Below are 21,938 nucleotides of genomic sequence, written 5' to 3'. Positions count from 1 at the left end.
TCGACTCAAAAAGTGCAACCACTACACTTTTGAACCTGCTCAACTCTTGCGGTACGATCGTGGGGTGACCGAGCTCGGCCGCCGCGAGCGGAAGAAGCTGCAGACCCGCCAGTCGATCGCCGAGGCGGCGCTGCGGCTGTTCCTCGACCGCGGTTTCGACGACGTGGGCGTGAAGGAGATCGCCGACACGGCGGACGTGTCGGTCACGACGCTGTTCAAGCACTTCCCGAGCAAGGAGGCGCTGCTCTTCGACGAGGACGAGGAGCAGGAGTCGGAGCTGGTCCAGGTCGTGCGCAACCGCGAGGGCCGGTCGATCCCGATGGCGCTGCGCGACCACTTCGTGCGCGCGGCGCGGGTGCACGCCGACCACCCGCAGTTCGAGGTCTTCCAGCGGCTGGTGCTGGAGACCCCGGCGCTGCGGTCGTACGGGCACGGGATGTGGACGCGCCACCAGGACGCGCTGGCCCGCGCCATCGCGGAGGAGACCGGTGCGCCGCCGGACGACGTCAGGTGCGCGGCGCTGGCCCGCTTCGCGCTGGACGCGAGGGACGTGATCTTCGACCGGCCGGACCGCGAACGCGCGGCCGACGAGGTGTTCGGCTTACTCGAGCACGGATGGGCGGCCGATCAGCAGTCCTGACCGGTAGGCGAGCGAGACCGCGTGCGTGCGGTCCCGTGCGCTGAGCTTGCGCAGGATGCCCTTCACGTGGGTGCGCACGGTCTCGACGGACAGCACCAGCTCGTCGGCGACCTGCCGGTTCTCCAGGCCGTCCGCGATCAGCGTGAGCACCTCGTACTCGCGCTTGGTCAGCGTCGGCCGTTCGCTCGACCTGAGGTCGGGGTGCACGTAGCCACGTGAACGGCACGTTTCGGCTATCACCCGCACGATCTGCTCCGGCTGGGCGCTGCGCGACACGACGCCGCGCACCCCCGCCTCCAGCGCGGTCGTGACGTAGTTCACGTGCGAGTGGGCGTCGCGGGCGAGCCCGATGACGAGCAGGGCGGGGTCGCGCTCGACCAGCAGCCGCGCCAGGTGGCCGACCGGATCGAGCACGGAGTCGACGAGCAGCACGTCGGGCCGCAGTCGTTCGTGCAGGCGAACGGCAGCGTTCAGGTCGCCCGTCGACCCGAGCCAGCGCAGCCCGGGAGTCCTTCTGACCAGGGCGGACAGGCCTTCGCGGTAGAGCGGCACAGGATCGATCAGCGCGACGCCGGGAGCAGGCCGGCTTGGCGGGAGCATCAGCACCTCCTTCGTGCATCCGAAGGGGTGACGACATTCCCCCGTCCGCGTGACGCGGAATAGGACCGGGAACAGGACCGGAAATGACAATGCGCCAAGACGGTTCGCATGTATGAACAAGGGTCACGAATGTGATTCAAGACCGGCGAAACCCTTCCGCCGCGGGGCAACAGTCTCGTAAGACCTACGTCACATATCCCGTGCGGATGTGCCAGGTTCCGCCGCCATGAGGCCTGGTGCTCTCGCGGGCACACGTGTGTGCACGCAAGGAGGTCACATGGGCACCCTCGATTGGATCGTGGTTGTCGGCTATTTCTTCGTGATGGTCGCGATCGGGCTCTGGTCGCGTGGGCGGGTCCAGAACATCGCCGACTTCTTCACGGCCGGCGGCAAGATGCCGTGGTGGTTGTCCGGCATCTCGCACCACATGTCGGGCTACAGCGCGGTCATGTTCGTGGCGTTCGCCTCCGAGGCCTACCGGCTCGGCCTCACCGTCTACGTGTGGTGGTCGCTGACGATCGGCATCGGCGTCGGCATCGGTGCGTTCCTGTTCGCGCCGAGGTGGAACCGGTTGCGCTCGAAGCACGACGTCAAGTCGCCGCTCGAGTACCTGGCCAAGCGCTACAACGTGCCGACCCAGCAGGTCATGGCCTACGCCGGCGCGCTGCTCAAGGTCGTCGACATCGCCGCCAAGTGGGCGGCCGTCGCGATCCTGCTCCGCGGCTTCGCGGGTGTCCCGATCACCTGGGGCATCGTCATCATCGGCCTGGTCACGATGGTCTACTCCGTGCTCGGCGGCCTGTGGGCCGACGCGCTCACCGACTTCGGCCAGTTCATCATCCAGGCGGCAGCGGGCTTCGCGATGTTCTTCGCCGTCGCCGGCACCCTCGGCTGGAGCTTCCCCGTGACGATCTGGGACAAGCTCCCGGAGAGCCACAGCGACCCGCTCGCGGGCCCGTACACGTCGACGTTCCTCATGGCGCTCTTCCTGATCAAGACGCTGGAGTACAACGGCGGCATGTGGAACCTGGCGCAGCGCTACATGGCCGCGCCGTCCGGCTTCGCGGCCAAGCGGTCCGCACTGCTCTCGTCGGCGCTGTGGCTCGTGTGGCCGCTCGTCCTGTTCTTCCCGATGTGGGCGGCGCCGCTGATCGTGCCGGGCCTCGAAGGAGCCCAGGCGGAGAACGCTTACATCGAGATGGGCAAGCAGATGCTGCCCGCCGGCATGATCGGCCTGGTACTGGCGGGCTTCTTCTCGCACACCATGGCCATGGTGTCGTCGGACGCGAACGTCATCGCGGCCGTGATCAACCGCGACATGCTGCCCCACCTGTGGAAGAAGGTGAAGACGTTCTCCGCGGACAACCAGCTGCTGCTGGCCCGCATCACGACGTTCTCCTTCATCGGCATAAGCATGATCATCGCCATCGCCTCGGGAGGCCAGGGCTTCGTGCTCAAGGTGGTCGTCGACCTGGTCGCCGCCACCATGGGCCCGATCGCGATCCCGCTGATGCTCGGCCTGCTCCCGTGGTTCCGCAAGGTCGGCTCCACGGCGGCGATCGCCTCGGTCGTCGGCGGCCTCGGCATGTGGGCGTTCCTCTACGTCGAGCAGTTGAACAAGGCGGCCTGGGTCACCAAGGGCGTGCTCGTCTCGTGGCCACTGCTGCTCTCGCTGGTGCTCTACCTGGCGATCGGCTTCCTCAAGAAGGAGCCCTCCACCGAGCGCGACGCACTGCTGGACTCGCTCAGCTCCGACGAACCGGAACCGGAGAAGGTGAAGGCGTAAGCCTTTCGTTCCGCATGATCCTCGCGGCGGCGCACCCGAACAGGGTCGCCGCCGCGAGCCACACGTAGGGCATCGGCGTACCGGTGTAAGTCTGAGCCGTGCTCGCCAGCGCCAGGGTCGCCCCCGCGACCAGCCCGGTCGTGTGCGTCACGGGGAACGCGCTCTTCAACACCGTGACCACAGCAACGGGCACCAACAGGAAGCCGTAGGCCAGCACCCGCGTCAGCAGGTTGGCGTGATCGGAGATCTCATACCGCAGCGCGGGCAACGCCAGCACCGCGAGAACCACGCCCACGGCGAGCCCGATCACCAGACTCTTCACGCTCTGTCCTTGCCAGGAACGCGTCATGCGCTTCTAGACGTGTGTGTGGTGCATCGGTTGTCGTGGCGTGCGTCATCGTCACGAGACACTTGTCGCTCGCCCATGCACAGTGGAACGCATGGGTATGTGGTCTCCCGCAGACGACGCGGAACTCGCCACCGGCTGGCGACTCTGGCTGGAGCTCAGTGACCGCGTCTGGCCGGACCCCTCCTGGGACGGCACCCCGGCAGACGCCATCCGCCAGGTGCGCGCCCTGCTCGCCGTGTGCGAAGAGATCCGCCTCTCCTACCTGGGCGAGACCTCGCGCCCCTCCGTGGCCCTGATGCAACTACTGCAGTCCATCTCGTTCGTGGCCTCGTTCTCCGTGGACCTGTGGCACGACGACACACACCCCCTGGACGTAGAACGCGCCGAGTTGCTGCACGGCGACCTCGCGTCGTTCGCGGACCACGTGGCGGGGGTGCGGGCGGCGCTCGCGCACGGCGGCGGCTGGGTGGAGTTGGACCGCCGCCCGTGGGGCCTGCCGGTCGACTGAAACGACGAAGGCCCTCCGCGTGGAGGGCCTTCGAGTGGAGCGGGTGACGGGAATCGAACCCGCCTCTACAGCTTGGGAAGCTGTCGTTCTACCAATGAACTACACCCGCGTGAGCAAGCTCGTCGCCGATCATACACAGGCGGGCAACGCGACCCGCGGCCGTCTTCGGTTAGCCTGTCCGGGTGCTGCTGAGTGACCAGGATCTGCGCAAAGAGGTCGAGTCCGGCCGTCTCGCCCTCGACCCCTTCGACGTCGAGATGCTCCAGCCGTCGAGCATCGACGTGCGGCTGGACCGGTTCTTCCGGGTCTTCAACAACACGAAGTACACCCACATCGATCCCGCGCAGCAGCAGGACGACCTCACGAGTCTGATCGAGACGCCGGCGGACGAGCAGTTCGTGTTGCACCCCGGCGAGTTCGTGCTCGGGTCGACCTACGAGATGGTGACGCTGCCGGACGACCTGGCCGGGCGCCTCGAAGGCAAGTCCAGCCTCGGGCGGCTCGGGTTGCTGACGCACTCGACCGCCGGCTTCATCGACCCCGGCTTCTCCGGTCACATCACGCTGGAGCTGTCGAACGTCGCGAACCTGCCCATCACGCTGCACCCCGGCATGAAGATCGGGCAGCTGTGCCTGTTCAAGCTGTCGAGCCCGGCGGAGCACCCCTACGGTTCGTCGCAGGCCGGCAGCCGGTACCAGGGGCAGCGCGGGCCGACTCCCAGCAGGGCGTACCTGAACTTCCACCGCACGGACACGCGCCGCTAGCTCAGGTCTCCGTAGCGCTCCAGCACCCGGCGGCGCAGTTCCGGGTCGGTGCGCGGGACAGGTTCGAGGAAGATCTCGTCGAGGTCCGTGAACTCGGTGCGCAGCTCCGCGGAGATGCGCACGCAGGCGTCTTCCAGTTGGTGCGCGGTGAGGTCGTCGTCGAAGTCGAGGCGGGCGCACAGCAGCACGCGGTCGGTGCCGATGAGCATCGTGAGCACGTCCACGACGGCGTCGACCTCGGGCACCTCGCCCAGCCGGCGCCAGATCGCCTTCACCATCACCGGGTCCGCCTGGCGGCCGATCAGCAGGCCGCGGTTGGTGCGCGCCAGGGTGTACGCGACCAGTGCCAGCAGCAGGCCGATCGCCAGCGAGGCGAGGCCGTCCCACAGCGACGAGCCGGTCAGCTGGTGCAGGCCGAGGCCCGAGAACGCCAGGAGCAGGCCGATCAGGGCCGCCGAGTCCTCCAGGAAGACGGTCTTGACGGTCGGGTCGTCGGAGATCCGCAGGTAGTCCCAGAAGCCTCGGCCGTGTGCCGCGGACTCGCTGCGGACCTGCCGGAACGCCTGCGTCCACGAGATCGACTCCAGGGCGAACGCCAGGCCCAGCACGATGTAGCCGACGAGCGGGCGGGTCTGTTCCTCCGGGTGGCCGAAGACCGTGCGGAAGCCTTCGTAGAACGCGAACATCGCGCCCGAGGCGAAGATCGAGACGGCGGCCAGCAGCGACCAGAAGTAGCGCTCCTTGCCGTAGCCGAACGGGTGGCGGCGGTCGGCCGGGCGGTCCGAGCGGCGCAGGGCGGTCAGCAGGAGTGCCTCGGTGAACGTGTCGGCGACCGAGTGCGCGGCCTCGGAGAGAATTGCGGCCGAACCGGTCAAAACGCCCGCAATGGCCTTCATGATGGCAATCGCCAGATTCACCAGCAGGGCCAGGACAACGGTGAGGGTGCTTTCGCCTGAGCCCTGCGGTTTCTCGCTCATGACGATCAGCCTAGGACGTCCAGCTTGCGCGCACCTGCTGCGACAGGCGGGGATCACGGTTGAGTCACGGGGACAACCCGTGCGGTCCCTCGAACGACTTATGTGGTGACCGGATGCTGGGGAGCGTCCGGGGAATCCGCGGAAATGCGCGGTCGTTCGAATTTCCTGGGGGAAACGAAAATGGGTGGCAAGATTCGTGCTGCGGTCATTGCGGTCACGGCTTCCGTGGTCGCGTTCGCCGGCGTCGCGTCCGCACAGGCCGCGCCGACGAGCTACATCGGCGGCGTGGTGTTCCACGACCTCAACGCCGACGGCGTGCGGCAGGAGGGCGAGCCGGGGATCTCCGGCGTCGACGTCATGGTCAAGGGGCCGGACGGCGGGCGCTACCCGTTCCCGACCGACGCCTACGGGAGCTGGCACGTCAAGCGCGTGCCGGCTGGTGTGTGGGAGGTCAGCTACGCCGACCCCGAACTCCTCGCCACCACGCCGCAGCTCGTGAGGATCTCCGTCGAGGACGACAACGGCTACGAGGTCGACTTCGGTGTCCGCGCCGCGTGACCGTTACTGCATTCGAGTGACATTCGGTGGCCGGGGCAACATCCACGAGGCCTGGGGTGTCTTAAGGCTGGGATCCGCACCGGGGGGACGCTGATCACCAGGGGGTAAGACGGAACGGCCCGCGTCCGGGAGAGACGCGGGCCGTTCCGCATGTCGGGCGCAACTACGATCGTGCGATGGGCGAACGTGGTGCGGACGACACCGATGCCGAGGTCGCGTCGTGGAGGGCCATGGTTCCGGCGATCGACCCGGTGGTCGAGGGTGTGGTCGACCGGGTGCACCAGATCAGCAAGTACCTCGACTTCCTGGCCGCGGAGATCGCCGCGCCGCACGGGCTCAACCGCGCCGACTACGAGATCCTCGCCCGGCTCTTCTGGATCGGGCCGCCGCACCGGCTCACGCCCAAGCAGCTCGCGAACGGCACGCTGAGTCCGGCCACCACGATCACGAGCCGCCTGGACCGGCTGGAGAAGGCGGGTCTCGTGGTCCGCGAGCTCGACCCGAGCGACCGCCGGTCGTTGCCCGCCACCCTGACCGACGCCGGCCGCGAGATCTTCCTGCGGATCGTCGCGGGCCAGGCCGAACGGGAGCGCGACCTCTTCACGGCGCTGCCCGGCGGTGACCTGGAGAACCTGCGCGACCTGCTGCGCCAGGTGATGGAGGTGCTGTCCGGCGAACTCGGGCCCGCGCACCGCCGTACCCGGCTCGCGCTCGACAGCAAGGAGTAATTGCTGCGAACTCGTACTATCCGATATCGTGCTATCTGGCATGAGAGGGAGGGGTGCGAGATGGGTGGCTACCCGCTGTCGGAGTGAGTGACCGGCATCACGCAACGCTGGACCCCCGGTGTTCCGATGTTCCAAGAGGAGCAATCGGACACTGGGGGAACAGTGAAGAAGATCTTCGCCGTCGCGATGACGGCTGCCTTCGTCCTGCCAGCCGCGGCCACGTCGGCCGCCGCGCAGGACGAGACGATCACCGTCGAGGGTCTGTTCTACATCGACCGCAACGGCGACAACGCGTTCAACGAGGGTGAGAGCGTCCGCGCCAACGGCAACGGCGTCGCCATCCGGGTCCAGGGCAGCACCGAGCTGGTCGGCACCTACCCGACCGGTCCGGACGGCCGCTACAAGGCCGTCCTGCCGAAGGGGCCGAAGTACACGATCAGCAACATCGACATGACCGACTACTCCACCACGAAGGTGGCTCACGGCGCGTCGGAGTCCTCGTCGGGCCTCGACTTCCCGTTGCGCGGCTACTTCCTCAACGGCTTCACCTTCGTCGACGCGAACGGTGACGGCGTCAAGCAGGCGGACGAGAAGACGCACAGCGGCAAGGTCAAGGTCACCGGTCGGACGCGGACCGGTGCGGACTTCAGCGCCGAGACCGCGGCCGGACCGGACGGCGCGTACCGGCTCGACCTGCCGATGGGCACCCTCAACGTGGTCGCGCCCGGCCTGCAGAAGGACCGCCTCACGCTGGCGGAACCGAAGTCCGACAAGGACGTCGACTGGCTGACGGGCACCCGCGCGGTGCCCGAGAGCGCCGAGCGCGAGTTCCGCGTCGACCTGCGCTACGTGAACGCCGCGGCCGACATCGCGCTCGAGTCCGCGCTCTCCCCGGTCAAGGACAGTTACACCCTCGGCGAGCAGATCGACGTGAAGCTGACGCTCTCCAACAAGGGCAACGTGCCGATCGCGCCGACCTTCGCCCTGGGCTCCTTCTCCGCGAAGCTGCTGTCGCACAGCGACAACGTGACGGTGCGACCGGGAACCGACGACGACTTCGCCGTCAAGGACAAGATCCTCCCGGGCCGGCAGCTGGAGGTCACGCTCAAGATCGAGCTGAACGACCTGGAGTACCAGGAGGTGCACGCGATGGCGCGCTTCATCTTCGACGGTCTCCCGGACACGAACCACAAGAACAACGTCGCCGTGAAGCCGATCAAGGTCGTCGAGAAGAGCACCGCTCCGACGACGTCGACCACCACTGCGGCCCCGACGACCACCACCACTGCGGTCGTGGCCCAGGCGGGCAGCAAGTCCGGCCTCGCGTCCACGGGCGCGTCGGTGTTCGGTCCCCTGACGCTGGGAGCGGTGCTGCTCGTCGCCGGTGCCGGCGCGTTCTTCGTGGCACGCCGTCGCCGCTCCTGACCACATAGGACCCGCCACGGCTAGTCTGCGCGGCATGGGCATCTTGGTGCATGTGCTGCTGACCGCCGTGGCGGTCTGGGTGTCGACCGCCCTCCCCGGCATCGACCTGGGTGAGGGTTCCACCGGCTCCAGAATCCTCACGCTGATCGGCGTCGCGGTGATCTTCGGCCTGGTCAACGCGATCGTGAAGCCGCTCGTGAAGTTCTTCGGCTGCCTGTTCTACCTGGTCACGCTCGGCCTGATCGGGCTCGTCGTGAACGCGCTGCTGTTCATGCTCACCGGCTGGCTGGCCGAGCAGCTCGACCTGCCGTTCCGCGTGGACGGCTTCTGGCCCGCGTTCTGGGGCGCGATCATCGTCGCCCTGACCGGCTGGGTGCTGGACGTGATCTACGACAAGATCACCGACAAGGACTGAGGCAACCGAACTCCCCCGCTGTGCGTGGATGAGGTGAAGTTCCACTTCTTGCACACTGGGGGATTCGAAAATGCGTGCTCTGGCAAGACTTTCCGCACTCGGGCTCGCGCTGGCCGCGTCGGCCGTCGTCGTATCGCCGGCGATGGCCGACGAGCCCGGCGGGGCCGTCACCGGTTCGGCGTGGTTCGACGACAACGGGGACGGCATCCGGCAGCCGGGCGAGGCGCCACGGGCCGGCTACACCTTCCTGATCCCGGGGCTGTACCGGGCGGCGACCACCGACGAGAACGGCCGCTACCGGTTCGAGGACGTCCCGGCGGGCACCTACGTGGTGACCATGTTCAGTCGGCAGTACGACACGACGTTCACCAAGAGCGGTGGCGACTCGGACTTCGACCCGAACACCCTGGACACCGCCGAGTTCACCCTCGCGCCGGGTGGCGAGGCCGGCCCGTTCGACGCCGGTTTCGTGAAGGGGCGGTTCGACACGGCGGTCGACCGCGTGGACGCGCCCCGCTTCATGCGGGTCGGCGACGAGGTCGACGTCAATGTCACGTACAGGAACAAGAGCAACCTGCCCACCCCGCTGCACGGCTACGCCACGCTGCCGGAAGGGCTGACCCCGTTGTCCGCCAACGCACCCGTCTGGCACGTCGACGGGCAGCGCGTGAGCCTGTCGAGCGTCTACCAGGCGGACACGTACATCGGCCAGTCCGTCACCTACACCGTGAAGGCGCGCGTGGACGGGCCGATCAGGCACGGCGAGATCGCCGTGACCGCCGAGACCCTCGGCGCTCCGGACGTCAACCCGCGGAACAACGCCAAGAAGCTCAGCGTCTGGGCGTTCTGACAGCAGAACGGCCCCGGTCCACTGTGGACCGGGGCCGTTCGCTTGCCACGACTAGACCTTCGTCTTGTCCTCGTCCGGCAGCGGCGTGCCGGTCGGAACCTCGTCGGTCGGCGTGTCCTTCGGCTCCTTGCCGCGCCGCACCGACTCCAGCAGCATCTGCGCCACGTCCACGACCTCGACGTGCGCACCGGCCTGGCCGTCGGACTGCCGCGCCGTCACGCCGTCGGTGAGCATCACGCGGCAGAACGGGCAGCCGGTCGCGATCTTCGACGGCGCGGTGGCCAGCGCCTCGTCCACGCGGTCGACGTTGATGCGCTTGCCGATCCGCTCCTCCATCCACATGCGGGCGCCACCGGCACCACAGCACATGGAGCGCTCTTCGTGCCGCGGCATCTCGCGCAGCTTCGCGCCGGACGCCCCGATCAGCTCACGCGGTGCCTCGTAGACCTTGTTGTGGCGGCCCAGGTAGCACGGGTCGTGGTACGTGACGTCCTCGGTGACCGGCGCGACCGGCACCAGGCGGCGTTCGCGCACCAGCTTGTTGAGCAGCTGCGTGTGGTGCACGACCTCGTACGTGCCGCCGACCTGCGGGTACTCGTTGGCGAGCGTGTTGAAGCAGTGCGCACACGTGACGACGATCTTGCGCTGACCGACGGGCCTGTCCTCGAACACCGAGTTCAGGACCTCGACGTTCTGCTGCGCGAGCATCTGGAACAGGAACTCGTTGCCGGCGCGGCGGGCCGGGTCACCGGTGCAGGTCTCCTCCGGGCCGAGCACCGTGTACTTGACGTCCGCGGTGTGCAGCAGCTCGGCGACGGCACGCGTGGTCTTCTTCGCGCGGTCCTCGAACGCGCCGGCGCAGCCGACCCAGAACAGGTACTCCGCGTCGCCCAGTTCGCCGTCGAACACCGGCACCTCGAAGTCGAGGCCCTCGGTCCACGCCAGGCGGTCCTTGGAGTTCTGGCCCCACGGGTTGCCCTTGTTCTCCAGGTTCTTGAACATCCCGCCGAGCTCGGTCGGGAAGTTCGACTCGATCAGCACCTGGTAGCGGCGCATGTCGACGATGTGGTCGACGTGCTCGATGTCCACCGGGCACTGCTCGACGCACGCGCCGCAGGTCGTGCAGGACCACAGCACCTCGGGGTCGATGACGCCCAGCTCGTCCGGGCCGCCGATCAGCGGGCGCTCGGCCTCGGCCATCGCCAGCACGTCGATCGACTCAAGACGCTTCTTGTAGTCCTCGTACTTGTCCTCGGTGAGACCGACCTCGTCGCCGCCCATGTCCTTCGAGCCACCGGCCAGCAGGTACGGCGCCTTCGCGTACATGTGGTCGCGGAGCTGCGTGATGACCAGCTTGGGGGACAACGGCTTGCCGGTGTTCCACGCGGGGCACTGCGACTGGCAGCGGCCGCACTCGGTGCAGGTGGAGAAGTCGAGGACGCCCTTCCAGGTGAAGTCCTCGACCTTGCCGACGCCGAACACGTCCTTGTCCGGGTCGGCTTCTTCGAGGTCCAGGACCTTGCCGCCGGACATCATCGGCTTCAGCGCGCCCAGAGCGACGCCACCGTCGTCCTCGCGCTTGAAGTAGATGTTGAAGAACGCCGAGAACCGGTGCCAGGCGACACCCATCGTGAGGTTCCTGCCGACCACGATCAGCCAGATCATGCCGCTCAGCAGCTTGACCAGCGCCATCACCGACACCCAGATGGGCGCGGAGGGCAGGATCTGCGCGATCGGCTGCGTCACGAACGACGTCCACAGGGGAGCGGACTCGAGGCCGCTCGACTGCTTGAACGCCTTGACCAGCAGGATGCCGACGCCCTCGATGATCACGACGGCCTCGACGAAGTACGCGGACTTGAAGTCGGAGCCCTGGAACCGGGAGACCCTGTCGGCGCGGCGAGGGTGGTTGCGCTGGCGGATCACCGCGAGGGCCACACCACCGACGACGGTGCCGACGCCGAGCAGCTCGACCAGCAGCAGCCAGACGGACCACGTGCCGATGATCGGCCAGTGGAAGTGCGGGTCGAACACCTCGCCGTACGCTTCGAACAGCACCGCGGAGCCGATGAGGAAGCCCCACATCACCATCCAGTGCCACGGGGCGACCGAGCGGAACTTCGCCATTCTGGTGTGCGCGACGAACTCGACGATCATCGTCTTCATGCGCGGCACGAACGGCCCGAAGCGGGTGCCGTCCGGCTGGCCGAGCCGGATGATCTTGATCTGCTTCAGCACGGCGGCGACGAACACGCCCCAGGCGACGACGCTCACCGCCACGGCGACGAGTCCGAGAACCAGCTGGAGGGTCATGGCGGGAGTCTAGGCCACGTTACTGATCAGTAACCACTTGGACGTGGCCGGTGTCTCCTCACGTACCGGTCAAGTTGCCAGAAGTTGATCAAAAACTTATGGAACACTTGTTCAGGTAGTTGGTCCGAGCCTCCGGAGGTCGCCGTGTTGTACGTGTATCTCGCCGCGGCGATCGTGGCGGAGATCGCCGCCACCGTGTCGCTCAAGCTGTCCGAGGGCTTCACCAGACTCTGGCCGTCCGTGATCGTCGTCGTCGGCTACGCCATCGCCTTCACCGCACTTTCGCGCGCGTTGAAGTTGGGTATGCCCGTGGGCGTCGCCTACGCCGTATGGTCTGCCATCGGTGTCGCAGCCGTGGCGATCATCGGCTGGAAGTTCCTCGGCGAAACCCTCAACCCCACGATGGTCGTCGGACTGGTCCTGATCATCGGAGGCGTGGTGACGCTCGAACTCGGGAGGACGCACTGACCGCGGTAGTGGAGTACCAGAAGGTCGACGGCCGCAAGGCGCGCGGCGAGAAGAAGCGGCGCGCCATCGTCGAGGCCACCCTGCGCGTGATCGAACGCGAGGGCGTCACCGGCGTGACGCACCGCAGCGTCGCCCGTGAGGCCGGCGTGCCGACGACGGCACCCACCTACTACTACGCGACGCTCGACGACCTGCTGATCGCCACACTGCTGTGGTCGGCCGAGGAACTCTGCGACGAGATGCTGCACGTCGTCGCGACCGGCAGCGCGCGCGAGATCGCGAAGTGCCTGGCCAAGGCGGTCGACGAGCACCGCGGCCGCACCCTCGCCGAGTACGAGCTGTACCTGCTGGCGGGCCGCCGTCCCGAGCTGAAGCCCGCCGCGCGCCGGTGGCTCGACCTGGCCGTGGAACTGGCGAAGCCGGCGGACCCCGTCGCGTTCAGGGCGTTCCTCGCCGCCGTCGACGGGCTGCTGATCCAGGGACTGATCGCCGACGTTGCTCCGAACGAGGACGAGCTGGAGCCAATCGTGTCCTTCTTGATCCGCGGTCGCGACGAATTCACGGCCGCCCCGCGGGAAGAATGAGGTCATGAAGTTCGCGCGAGAGGTCTCCGGCATCAGCCACGGGGTGAGCCTGGGGCTGCTCGCCGCGCTGTACGTGCGGGACTCGCTGGCGTTGTCGGTCGACGTCGATCCGCACGTGCCGGGCCTGGACCCGTCGCTGCCGGTGCAGGTGCCGCTGGGCACCGACCGCGCCGCCGTGACCGCCGAGTGGCCGGGCTGGTGGGCGGACGCGCTGGACGCGTGCACCCGCGGCGTCGACCCCGCGACCCCCGAGGACGCCGAGGCGTTGCTGACCCGGCCGGCCAGTCGCGCCGCCGTGCTCGCGCTGAAGCCCGGCATCGAGCAGCTGCACCAGGTGCAGAGCCCTGCCGCACTGCCGATCGGCGACGTCCTGCGCGGCATCGAGTCGCGCATCGGCCGGTGGGCGCAGAGCGTGGAGCTGCACATCGCCGAGGTGCCGGTCGACGGCCTGCTGTGGGAACGCATCGCGCCCGCGCACGTGCTGGCGTCCACGCGCTTCCTGAACGACCCGCAGCGCACGGCGCCTGCGTTGCGCGCGGTTCTCGAAGACCTGTTCTGAGCGGTGGGGCTGTCCCTACCCCACCTTCGGGGGCTTGCATCCGTGTAGCCGAGCGCTGCCACCTCTAGCTTTGTGAGCATGATGAGGACGGCGCTGGTGGCGTTGGTGGCGGGGGCGGTGCTCACGGTGTCGGCCTGTGGCATCCGCATCATGAAGTACGAGTTCTCCGACGACCACGTGGTCGCGGAGAAGTTCACGTCGGTGCGGGTGCGCAGCGACGACGACTCCGGGGACGTGACGATCCGGTACCAGCAGGGGCTGACCGAGACGAAGATCCACCGCAGGGTCGAGCACAACAAGGACAACAAGCCGTCGGGCGTGGCGCACCGGGTCGAGGGCGACACCCTCGTGCTCGACGGGTGCGGGCGGGACTGCGAGATCGACTACACGGTCCTGGTCCCGGCCGCGGACATCTCGCTGGTGGGGGACATCGGATCGGGTGACGCCATCTTCGAGGGGCTGGCGTCCGTCGACTTCAAGACCGGCTCCGGCCGGATCACCACCCGCGACATCGCGGGCGACGTCAAGGTGAAGGCCGGTTCCGGCGACCTCCAGGCCACGAGGGTCGGCGGCAGTCTGACGGCGGACCTGGGGTCCGGCGACATCGAACTGGACGCGGTGAAGGGCAAGGTGCTCGCCAACACCGCCTCCGGCAACATCAACGGCACGGCGCTGGGCGGCGAGGTCATCTCGGAGGCGGGCTCCGGCCGGGTCGACGTGAGGCTGACCGACGCGAAGCCGGTGCGGGTCAACAGCGGGTCCGGTGATGTCACCGTCCGGGTGCCAGGGGGTCCGTACAAGATCACCGGCACGTCGGGCAGCGGTGACCGCAGGATCCACGTCGCGACCGACCCGAACGCGCGGAACGAGCTCAACCTCTCCACCGGCTCCGGTGACGTCGAGGTGTTCGCGATCTGAACCAGGGGGACTGTGTCGAGGGCCACTCCACAAGGGGTGGCCCTCGACGCGTTCTGAGGGAACAAGGAGACTTTCCCAGCCGTTGAGCCAGTCAGAAAGCTTGAGTCGGGTAGGCTCAAGGTTGGGTGGGATGGCAAACTTGAGCCAGCAACGCTCAACAAGTACTAGTGGAAGGAACTCCAATGGCGCGTGCAGTCGGCATCGACTTGGGGACGACCAACTCCGTCGTCGCCGTTCTCGAGGGCGGTGAGCCGACGGTCATCGCCAACTCGGAGGGCTCGAGGACGACTCCGTCCATCGTCGCGTTCGCCAAGAACGGCGAGGTCCTCGTGGGTCAGCCCGCGAAGAACCAGGCCGTCACCAACGTCGACCGCACGATCCGCTCGGTCAAGCGCCACGTCGGCACGACCTGGCAGACCGACGAGATCGACGGCAAGAAGTACACCTCGCAGGAGATCAGCGCGCGCGTGCTGATGAAGCTCAAGCGCGACGCCGAGGCGTACCTGGGCGAAGAGATCACCGACGCGGTCATCACCGTCCCCGCCTACTTCGAGGACGCGCAGCGCCAGGCCACCAAGGAGGCCGGCCAGATCGCGGGCCTCAACGTGCTCCGCATCGTCAACGAGCCGACCTCCGCCGCTCTGGCGTACGGCCTCGACAAGGGCGAGAAGGAGCAGACCATCCTGGTCTTCGACCTCGGTGGCGGCACGTTCGACGTCTCGCTGCTCGAGCTCGGCGACGGCGTGGTCGAGGTCCGTGCGACCTCCGGTGACAACCACCTCGGTGGCGACGACTGGGACCAGCGCGTCGTCGACTGGCTGGTCGAGCGCTTCAAGCAGGCCAACGGCATCGACCTGACCAAGGACAAGATGGCCCTGCAGCGGATCCGCGAGGCCGCTGAGAAGGCCAAGATCGAGCTGTCCAGCTCGTCGCAGGCGTCGATCAACCTGCCGTACATCACGGTCGACGGCGACAAGAACCCGCTGTTCCTCGACGAGACGCTGTCGCGCGCCGAGTTCCAGCGCATCACCAACGACCTGCTGGAGCGCACCCGCGCGCCGTTCAACAACGTGATCAAGGACGCCGGTGTCTCCGTCGGCGACATCGACCACGTCGTGCTCGTCGGTGGCTCGACCCGCATGCCCGCCGTCGCGGAGCTCGTCAAGGAGCTGACCGGCGGCCGCGAGCCCAACAAGGGCGTGAACCCGGACGAGGTCGTCGCCGTCGGCGCCGCCCTGCAGGCCGGTGTCCTCAAGGGCGAGGTCAAGGACGTCCTGCTGCTCGACGTCACCCCGCTGTCCCTCGGCATCGAGACCAAGGGCGGCATCATGACCAAGCTGATCGAGCGCAACACCACGATCCCGACGAAGCGCTCCGAGACCTTCACGACGGCCGACGACAACCAGCCGTCCGTCCAGATCCAGGTCTTCCAGGGCGAGCGCGAGATCGCGGCGCACAACAAGAAGCTCGGCATGTTCGAGCTGACCGGCCTGCCGCCCGCCCCGCGTGGCGTGCCGCAGATCGAGGTCACCTTCGACATCGACGCGAACGGCATCGTCCACGTGTCGGCGAAGGACCTGGGCACCGGCAAGGAGCAGTCGATGACGATCACCGGTGGCTCCGCGCTGCCGAAGGACGACATCGACCGCATGGTGAAGGACGCCGAGGCCCACGCGGAGGAGGACAAGCGCCGCCGCGAGGAGGCCGAGGTCCGCAACCAGGCCGAGACCCTCGTCTACCAGACGGAGAAGGTCGTCAAGGAGAACGACGACAAGCTCCCGGCCGAGATCAAGGACAAGGTCAACGCCGCGATCGCCGAGGCGAACGAGGCGCTCAAGGGCACCGACATCGCCGCCATCAAGGCCGCGGTGGAGAAGCTCGCGACCGAGTCTCAGGCCATCGGCCAGGCGATCTACGCCAACGCTCCCGGTGCCGCCGGTGCCGAGGCCCCTGGTGCTGACGCGCCGGGTGCCGCTGGTGCGGGCGCCGGTGCCGGTGCTGGTGCGAAGAAGGACGACGACGTCGTCGACGCCGAGATCGTGGACGAGGACGAGAAGAAGTGACCGAACCGAGGCATGCCGCCCCTGACGAGGAGCAGCCTCAGGTCGTCGTGAACGACCGGCGCCGGATCGACCCCGAAACGGGCGAGGTCCGGCCGCCGGCCCACGCGGCACCGGAGGAAGGCGCTCCCGCTTCCGAAGAGCCCCTGGTCGCCGAGGTCGTGGACGAGGTGGCCGCCGAGCTGAAGACCCAGCTCGACGAGCGCACCGCCGACCTCCAGCGGCTCACCGCCGAGTACGCGAACTACCGCAAGCGGGTGGAACGCGACCGCGAAGCGGTGATCACCAACGCGAAGGCGTCCGTCGCCTCCGAGCTCCTCTCGGTGCTCGACGACATCGAACGGGCCGCCGCGCACGGCGACCTGACCGGTGCGTTCAAGGCGGTCGCGGACAAGCTCGTCTCCACGTTGCAGAAGTCCGGCCTGGAGCCGTTCGCGCACGAGGGCGAGGCGTTCGACCCGTCGGTGCACGAGGCCGTGCAGCACAGCACGTCCCCGGACGTCGACGGCCCGACCGTGTCCGCCGTCCTGCGCCGTGGCTACACGTTCGGCGAGAAGCTCGTCCGGCCCGCGCTCGTCGCGGTGACCGACCACGAGCCCGCCGCAGCCGCCCCGGCCGAAGACGCCTGAAAGGAGGAGACGTCCGGTGAGTCAGAGGGACTGGATCGAAAAGGACTTCTACCGCGAGCTGGGCGTCTCCTCAGAGGCGACCGCGGACGAGATCAAGAAGTCGTACCGCAAGCTCGCCCGCGAGCTGCACCCCGACGCGAACCCCGGTGACGCCAAGGCCGAGGCCCGCTTCAAGGCGGTCTCCGAGGCCTACGGCGTCCTGTCGGACCCGGCCAAGCGCAAGCAGTACGACGAGGCCCGCCGCCTGTTCGCGGGTGGCGGCGGTTTCCCGGGCTCCGGTGGCTTCGGCTCCGGCGGCTTCGACGTCAACGACCTGTTCGGCCGTGCCGCGCAGGGCACCGGTGGCGGCGGCCTGGGCGACCTGCTCGGCGGCCTGTTCAACCGGCGCGGCGGCGCGACGCCCGGTTCGGCCACGAGGCCGCGCCGTGGTGAGGACGTCGAGACCGACGTCCGCATCGACTTCACCGAGGCGGTCAAGGGAGCGACGGTGCCGTTGCGCCTGTCGTCCCCCGCCGCCTGCACGACCTGCAAGGGCTCCGGTGCCAAGCCCGGCACCACGCCGCACACCTGCGCGACGTGTTCGGGCTCCGGCCTGGTCACGCGCTCGCAGGGCGCGTTCGCGTTCAGCGAGCCGTGCCGCGACTGCCGCGGCACCGGCAAGATCATCGACGACCCGTGCCCCGAGTGCGGTGGTGACGGCGTCAGCACCCGGACCCGCACGCTGACCGTGCGGATCCCGTCCGGTGTCGACGACGGCCAGCGGATACGCCTTGCGGGACAAGGGGAACCGGGGCGCAACGGCGGCCCGAACGGTGACCTGTTCGTGCGCGTGCACGTCAACCCGCACAGCGTGTTCGGCCGTCAGGGCAACGACCTGACGCTGACGGCGCCGATGACGTTCTCCGAGCTCGCGCTCGGAACGACGTTGACCGTGCCGACGCTGGACGGCAAGGTGACCTTGAAGGTGCCGGCGGGCACCGCCTCCGGGCGAGTGCTGCGGGCGCGGGGCAAGGGGATCGAGAAGCGGGACGGGACCGCGGGCGATCTCCTGATCACCCTGGAGGTCGCGGTGCCGAACAACCTCTCGTCCGACGCGCGCAAGGCCCTCCAGGCCTACGCCGACGTGACGACCGACCACGACCCGCGCGGTGATCTGAACGCACTCCTTGAAGGGCGGTGAGTTCGGTGGGTTTTCCGTTCCCTCCCGGGACTGATGAAGACACGCCGTTCTTCGTGATCTCGGTGGCGGCCCAGCTGTCGGGCCTGCACGCCCAGACCCTGCGGTCCTACGACCGGATGGGCCTGGTCTCGCCGGGCCGCACGTCCGGTGGCGGCCGCCGCTACTCGATGCGCGACATCGTGCTGCTGCGCGAGGTCCAGCGCCTCTCGCAGGACGAGGGCGTGAACCTCGCCGGCATCAAGCGGATCATCGACCTGGAGAACCAGGTGGACGCCCTCCGGTCGCGGGTCGTCGAACTCCAGCAGGAACTCGCGCAGGCGTTGGCGGCGGCCGATTCCACGGCCGCCGCGGTGCACGCGTCCTATCGTCGTGATCTCGTGCCGATCCGGCAGGAGACCGCGCTCGTCGTCTGGAAACCCAAGCCCCGCAAATGATCGAACGCGTTTACGAGGTCTTCGCGGCGCCGCGTCCCCGTGTGGTCGACTTCTGCGACCACTGCGTCACAGCGCAGGACGTGGCGCCGTTCACGACCGTTCCGCTGCGTGAGCTGACCTCCGAGCACGTCGAGAGGTTCTGGCTGAAGTCGGGGACGATCGGCGACGAGAACTTCGTGCGCTACCTGCTCCCGCGCGTGATGGAGCTGATCTCGACGGGTGAGCTGGAAGCGGACTTCTACTGGCTGCGCCTGATCACCGAGACCCGCGAGAAGAGCGACCAGCGCGAGCAACGCGTGATCGACGACTGGTTGCGCGAGCAGGGCCTGCCCTGACTCACCTCTGCTCGAAGTAGAACCCGGCTTCCAGGTCCTCCAGGAGGCCGGGTTCCTTCGGTTCCCAGCCCAGCAACGCCTTCGTGCGCTCCGCGGACGTCGGAGCGTCCCGCGAGACCATGAACGCGAGCGGGCCGAAGTGCTCCTGCGCCCGTTCCGCAGGGATGCTCTCGACCGGCACGCCCAGCTTCCGCCCGATGACCTCGGCGATCGCCTTCATGGTGATGGCCTCCTCGGCGACCGCGTGCAGCACCGAACCCGCCGGAGCCTTCTCGGCCGCCAGCCGGTAGAGCCGCGCCGCGTCCACCGTGTGCCCGGCGGACCAGCGGTTGGCTCCGTCGCCGGGGTAGCCGGAAACGCCTGTGGCACGGGCGGTCCTGACCAGGATCGGGATGAAGCCGGCCACGTCCAGTGCACTGTGGACGGTCGGTGGGAGCACCACGACCGAGCCGCGGACGCCCTGGGCGTCGATGATCGCGTTGCGCGCGGCGCCGCGCGGACCCTCGCTGGGGATCCGTTCCTCCTCGGTGGCCGTGCGGCCGAGACCGGAGTAGGACAGCGTGCCGCCGGTGCCGACCAGCGCCTTGCCGGTGCCGGACAGTTCGTCGATGAACGCGTGGACCACGGCCAGGTCTGCTTCCGACGCCCCCTGGTAGTCGCCCGCGTACATCTCCTCGTGCTTGAACGCCAGGTGGATCACGGCGTCCGCCTCGGCCGCGCCCTTGCGCAACCCGTCCAGGTCGTCGAGGTCACCGCGCTGGACGGCGGCACCCTGGGCCTCCAACTTGGCGGCGGACGCGTCCGAGCGGGCCAGTCCGACGACCTGGTGTCCCGCGGTGAGCAGTTCCGGGACCAGTGCCGAACCGACGTGGCCGCTGGCTCCCGTGACGAAGACCTTCATGGCACTTCCTTCAAGTGATGGGACTTGGTCTCATCAACAGTAGCAGAGTGATGGGACTTGGTCTCGTCACTTATGATGGAGGCATGGGTCGATGGGAGCCGGACGCGCGGGAGCGGTTGGTGCTCGCCGCACTCGACCTGTTCAGCGAGCAGGGGTACGAGAACACGGCGGTCGCGCAGATCGCCGAGCGCGCGGGCCTCACGAAGAGCACGTTCTTCCGGCACTTCCGGGACAAGCGCGAGGTGCTGTTCGGCGGTCAGGAGGTGCTGACCGAGATGCTCGGCAACGGGGTCGCGGGCGCGCCGGAGGGTGCGGGACCGCTGGCCATGGTCGAGGCGGCGCTCGTCGCCGTGTCCGCCGGGCTCACCGAGGAGCGCAGGGCGCACGGGCCGCAGCGGAGCGCGGTGATCGCGAGCAACCCCGAGCTGCGCGAACGCGAGGCGTTGAAGATGGTCGGGTTCGCCACGGCGGTGGAGGACGCGCTGCGCGAGCGCGGCGTGTCCGAGCTCGACGCGGTGGTCGCCGCCGAGCTCGGCGTGCTGGCGTTCACGCGCGGCTACACCACCTGGCTGAAGACCGGCGGGGACTTCGCGGAAGTCGCCCGCCGGCAGCTCGCCGAGGTGCTCGAAGCGGTCGACTCGCTACAGCGAGCCGAGTAGCTCCCCGACCTCGGCGGCGATGCGGTCCAGCGCCTGGTCGTCGTCGTGCGCGGCGACCGCGCGGTCCATCCAGTCCGCGATCAACGGCATCTGCTCGGGCTTGAGGCCACGGGTGGTGACACCGGGGGTGCCGAGCCGGATGCCGGACGGGTCGAACGGCTTGCGGGTGTCGAACGGGACGGCGTTGTAGTTCAGCTCGATGCCCGCCCGGTCGAGCGCCTGCGCGGCCGGCTTGCCGCCGATCAGCTTCGACGTCAGGTCGATCAGCACCAGGTGGTTGTCCGTGCCGCCGGACACCAGGTCGAAGCCGCGTTCCAGCAACGCCTCCGCGAGCGCCTGCGCGTTCTTGACGATCATGTGCGCGTACTCGCGGAACTCCGGCTGAGCCGCTTCCTTCAGCGCCACCGCGATCGCGGCGGTCGTGTGGTTGTGCGGGCCGCCCTGCAGGCCGGGGAAGACGGCGCGGTCGATCGCCCTCGCGTGCTCGGCGTCGGTGAGGATCATGGCGCCGCGCGGGCCCCTGAGCGTCTTGTGCGTGGTCGTGGTGATCACCGGCGCGTGCCCGACCGGTGACGGGTGCGAGCCGCCCGCGACCAGGCCCGCGATGTGCGCGATGTCGGCGACCAGTAGCGCGCCGACCTCGTTCGCGATCTCGGCGAACGCGGGGAAGTCGATCGTGCGCGGGATCGCCGTGCCGCCGCAGAAGATCACCTTCGGGCGTTCGGCCAGAGCGAGCGCGCGGACGTCGTCCATGTCGACGCGGCCGGTGTCCTTGCGGACCTCGTACTGGACGCTGCGGAACCACTTGCCGGTGGCGGAGACGCTCCAGCCGTGCGTCAGGTGGCCGCCCATCGGCAGCGACATGCCCATCACGGTGTCGCCCGGCTGCAGGAACGCCAGGTAGACGGCGAGGTTGGCCGGGGAGCCCGAGTACGGCTGGACGTTCGCGTGGTCGACGCCGAACAGCGCCTTCGCGCGGTCCTGTGCCAGCAACTCGACCTGGTCGATGACCTGCTGGCCCTCGTAGTACCGCTTGCCGGGGTAGCCCTCGGAGTACTTGTTCGTCAGCACCGAGCCTGTTGCCTCAAGCACGGCGTGCGACACGTCGTTCTCGGACGCGATCATGCGCAGCTTGCTGGCCTGACGACGTTCCTCGGCCTGGATCAGGGTGGCGATCTCGGGATCGACTTCGCGCAGCACGGCATCACTCCGTGCCGGGCACCCAGGCGTTCGGTGCGCTCGGCCGTCGCTTCCCGGTGGTCAGTTCCACCCTCGGCACGCCAGTCGCTTTCGACGTG

25 protein-coding genes, 1 tRNA gene and 1 riboswitch are annotated in these 21,938 nt (G+C 68.4%); of the genes, 19 read left to right on the top strand and 7 right to left on the bottom strand.

The features are described from left to right. The first annotated feature begins 64 nt into the window (after positions 1 to 64). Complete coding sequence (locus ACFWN2_RS28235) at positions 65 to 640, top strand: TetR/AcrR family transcriptional regulator (RefSeq protein WP_382432386.1); 576 nt, start codon at positions 65 to 67, stop codon at positions 638 to 640. On the opposite strand, the gene ACFWN2_RS28230 is transcribed toward ACFWN2_RS28235, so the two are convergent. Further along, entirely contained in the window at positions 602 to 1,240 is a 639-nt protein-coding gene (locus tag ACFWN2_RS28230; RefSeq protein WP_382432384.1) for a response regulator transcription factor, read from the bottom strand. The two genes, ACFWN2_RS28235 and ACFWN2_RS28230, sit on opposite strands and share 39 nt — an antisense overlap. Positions 1,241 to 1,517: 277 nt before the next feature. Between ACFWN2_RS28230 and ACFWN2_RS28225 the strand changes: the two genes are divergently transcribed. After that, positions 1,518 to 3,026 carry a sodium:solute symporter family protein gene (locus ACFWN2_RS28225; RefSeq protein ID WP_382432382.1) on the top strand — a complete coding sequence of 503 codons (1,509 nt, stop codon included), beginning with the start codon at positions 1,518 to 1,520 and terminating at the stop codon, positions 3,024 to 3,026. Here the strand turns inward: ACFWN2_RS28225 and ACFWN2_RS28220 are convergent. Then, complete coding sequence (locus ACFWN2_RS28220; RefSeq protein ID WP_382432380.1) at positions 2,986 to 3,348, bottom strand: hypothetical protein; 363 nt, start codon at positions 3,346 to 3,348, stop codon at positions 2,986 to 2,988. The genes ACFWN2_RS28225 and ACFWN2_RS28220 overlap by 41 nt on opposite strands. A gap of 118 nt (positions 3,349 to 3,466) precedes the next feature. Between ACFWN2_RS28220 and ACFWN2_RS28215 the strand changes: the two genes are divergently transcribed. Beyond that, a complete protein-coding gene (locus ACFWN2_RS28215) occupies positions 3,467 to 3,883 on the top strand; it encodes a hypothetical protein (RefSeq protein ID WP_382432378.1) in 417 nt (138 codons plus the stop codon). Positions 3,884 to 3,918: 35 nt separating this feature from the next. Here ACFWN2_RS28215 and ACFWN2_RS28210 read toward each other — a convergent pair. Beyond that, positions 3,919 to 3,992 (bottom strand) — tRNA-Gly (locus ACFWN2_RS28210). A gap of 73 nt (positions 3,993 to 4,065) precedes the next feature. On the opposite strand from ACFWN2_RS28210, the gene dcd reads away from it, so the two are divergent. Continuing rightward, positions 4,066 to 4,647 carry a dCTP deaminase gene (gene dcd, locus ACFWN2_RS28205; protein WP_382432376.1) on the top strand — a complete coding sequence of 194 codons (582 nt, stop codon included), beginning with the start codon at positions 4,066 to 4,068 and terminating at the stop codon, positions 4,645 to 4,647. On the opposite strand, the gene ACFWN2_RS28200 is transcribed toward dcd, so the two are convergent. Beyond that, positions 4,644 to 5,624, bottom strand: a complete 981-nt coding sequence (locus tag ACFWN2_RS28200; RefSeq protein ID WP_382432374.1) for a cation diffusion facilitator family transporter — start codon at positions 5,622 to 5,624, stop codon at positions 4,644 to 4,646. The genes dcd and ACFWN2_RS28200 overlap by 4 nt on opposite strands. Before the next feature lie 180 nt (positions 5,625 to 5,804). Here ACFWN2_RS28200 and ACFWN2_RS28195 point away from each other — a divergent pair, with 180 nt between their 5' ends. The 5 genes from ACFWN2_RS28195 to ACFWN2_RS28175 all read left to right on the top strand — a co-directional run bounded on the left by ACFWN2_RS28195 (position 5,805) and on the right by ACFWN2_RS28175 (position 9,600). After that, positions 5,805 to 6,182, top strand: coding sequence for an SdrD B-like domain-containing protein (locus tag ACFWN2_RS28195; RefSeq protein WP_382432372.1), 378 nt, complete (start codon positions 5,805 to 5,807; stop codon positions 6,180 to 6,182). Between the two features lie 176 nt (positions 6,183 to 6,358). Beyond that, positions 6,359 to 6,910, top strand: coding sequence for a MarR family winged helix-turn-helix transcriptional regulator (locus ACFWN2_RS28190; protein ID WP_382432370.1), 552 nt, complete (start codon positions 6,359 to 6,361; stop codon positions 6,908 to 6,910). Between the two features lie 162 nt (positions 6,911 to 7,072). Beyond that, positions 7,073 to 8,335 carry an LPXTG cell wall anchor domain-containing protein gene (locus ACFWN2_RS28185; RefSeq protein ID WP_382432368.1) on the top strand — a complete coding sequence of 421 codons (1,263 nt, stop codon included), beginning with the start codon at positions 7,073 to 7,075 and terminating at the stop codon, positions 8,333 to 8,335. A 34-nt stretch (positions 8,336 to 8,369) separates the two neighbouring features. Continuing rightward, positions 8,370 to 8,750, top strand: coding sequence for a phage holin family protein (locus ACFWN2_RS28180; RefSeq protein WP_382432366.1), 381 nt, complete (start codon positions 8,370 to 8,372; stop codon positions 8,748 to 8,750). A 70-nt stretch (positions 8,751 to 8,820) separates the two neighbouring features. After that, complete coding sequence (locus ACFWN2_RS28175) at positions 8,821 to 9,600, top strand: SdrD B-like domain-containing protein (RefSeq protein ID WP_382432364.1); 780 nt, start codon at positions 8,821 to 8,823, stop codon at positions 9,598 to 9,600. A 51-nt stretch (positions 9,601 to 9,651) separates the two neighbouring features. On the opposite strand, the gene ACFWN2_RS28170 is transcribed toward ACFWN2_RS28175, so the two are convergent. Continuing rightward, entirely contained in the window at positions 9,652 to 11,913 is a 2,262-nt protein-coding gene (locus tag ACFWN2_RS28170) for a (Fe-S)-binding protein (RefSeq protein ID WP_382432362.1), read from the bottom strand. A 144-nt stretch (positions 11,914 to 12,057) separates the two neighbouring features. Here ACFWN2_RS28170 and ACFWN2_RS28165 point away from each other — a divergent pair, with 144 nt between their 5' ends. From ACFWN2_RS28165 to ACFWN2_RS28125, 9 genes are all read left to right on the top strand, one after another. Continuing rightward, positions 12,058 to 12,381 (top strand): DMT family transporter, encoded by a 324-nt coding sequence (locus ACFWN2_RS28165; protein ID WP_382432360.1) that lies wholly within the window; start codon positions 12,058 to 12,060, stop codon positions 12,379 to 12,381. Positions 12,382 to 12,389: 8 nt separating this feature from the next. After that, positions 12,390 to 12,965, top strand: a complete 576-nt coding sequence (locus ACFWN2_RS28160; protein WP_382432358.1) for a TetR/AcrR family transcriptional regulator — start codon at positions 12,390 to 12,392, stop codon at positions 12,963 to 12,965. 4 nt (positions 12,966 to 12,969) lie between these two features. Further along, positions 12,970 to 13,524 (top strand): hypothetical protein, encoded by a 555-nt coding sequence (locus tag ACFWN2_RS28155; protein ID WP_382432356.1) that lies wholly within the window; start codon positions 12,970 to 12,972, stop codon positions 13,522 to 13,524. A gap of 78 nt (positions 13,525 to 13,602) precedes the next feature. Continuing rightward, complete coding sequence (locus ACFWN2_RS28150) at positions 13,603 to 14,442, top strand: DUF4097 family beta strand repeat-containing protein (RefSeq protein ID WP_382432354.1); 840 nt, start codon at positions 13,603 to 13,605, stop codon at positions 14,440 to 14,442. 182 nt (positions 14,443 to 14,624) lie between these two features. Further along, positions 14,625 to 16,505, top strand: coding sequence for a molecular chaperone DnaK (dnaK, locus tag ACFWN2_RS28145; protein ID WP_382432352.1), 1,881 nt, complete (start codon positions 14,625 to 14,627; stop codon positions 16,503 to 16,505). After that, the gene (gene grpE / locus ACFWN2_RS28140; RefSeq protein WP_382432350.1) at positions 16,502 to 17,131 is read left to right on the top strand and encodes a nucleotide exchange factor GrpE; all 630 of its coding nucleotides are present in this window, start codon (positions 16,502 to 16,504) and stop codon (positions 17,129 to 17,131) included. The genes dnaK and grpE overlap by 4 nt, the downstream gene beginning before the upstream one ends. Before the next feature lie 16 nt (positions 17,132 to 17,147). After that, positions 17,148 to 18,311, top strand: coding sequence for a molecular chaperone DnaJ (gene dnaJ / locus ACFWN2_RS28135; protein WP_382432348.1), 1,164 nt, complete (start codon positions 17,148 to 17,150; stop codon positions 18,309 to 18,311). A gap of 5 nt (positions 18,312 to 18,316) precedes the next feature. Next, complete coding sequence (locus ACFWN2_RS28130) at positions 18,317 to 18,745, top strand: heat shock protein transcriptional repressor HspR (protein ID WP_285637061.1); 429 nt, start codon at positions 18,317 to 18,319, stop codon at positions 18,743 to 18,745. After that, positions 18,742 to 19,080: a hypothetical protein gene (locus ACFWN2_RS28125; protein WP_382432345.1), complete on the top strand. Its 339-nt coding sequence runs from the start codon at positions 18,742 to 18,744 to the stop codon at positions 19,078 to 19,080. The genes ACFWN2_RS28130 and ACFWN2_RS28125 overlap by 4 nt, the downstream gene beginning before the upstream one ends. Before the next feature lies 1 nt (position 19,081). Here the strand turns inward: ACFWN2_RS28125 and ACFWN2_RS28120 are convergent, their stop codons facing one another. Continuing rightward, positions 19,082 to 19,981 carry an SDR family oxidoreductase gene (locus ACFWN2_RS28120; protein ID WP_382432343.1) on the bottom strand — a complete coding sequence of 300 codons (900 nt, stop codon included), beginning with the start codon at positions 19,979 to 19,981 and terminating at the stop codon, positions 19,082 to 19,084. An 83-nt stretch (positions 19,982 to 20,064) separates the two neighbouring features. Here ACFWN2_RS28120 and ACFWN2_RS28115 point away from each other — a divergent pair, with 83 nt between their 5' ends. Beyond that, on the top strand, positions 20,065 to 20,640 hold the full coding sequence (locus ACFWN2_RS28115; RefSeq protein WP_382432341.1) for a TetR/AcrR family transcriptional regulator: 576 nt from the start codon (positions 20,065 to 20,067) through the stop codon (positions 20,638 to 20,640). Here the strand turns inward: ACFWN2_RS28115 and glyA are convergent. After that, positions 20,623 to 21,840 carry a serine hydroxymethyltransferase gene (glyA, locus tag ACFWN2_RS28110; protein WP_382432339.1) on the bottom strand — a complete coding sequence of 406 codons (1,218 nt, stop codon included), beginning with the start codon at positions 21,838 to 21,840 and terminating at the stop codon, positions 20,623 to 20,625. The genes ACFWN2_RS28115 and glyA overlap by 18 nt on opposite strands. Positions 21,841 to 21,853: 13 nt before the next feature. After that, positions 21,854 to 21,938, bottom strand: a riboswitch (ZMP/ZTP riboswitch).

This window comes from Lentzea sp. NPDC058436 (genome assembly GCF_042721515.1).
Classification (GTDB): domain Bacteria; phylum Actinomycetota; class Actinomycetes; order Mycobacteriales; family Pseudonocardiaceae; genus Lentzea.
The sequence above is the reverse complement of the archived record's forward strand: the minus strand, read 5'-3'. Positions and strand labels throughout refer to the sequence as shown.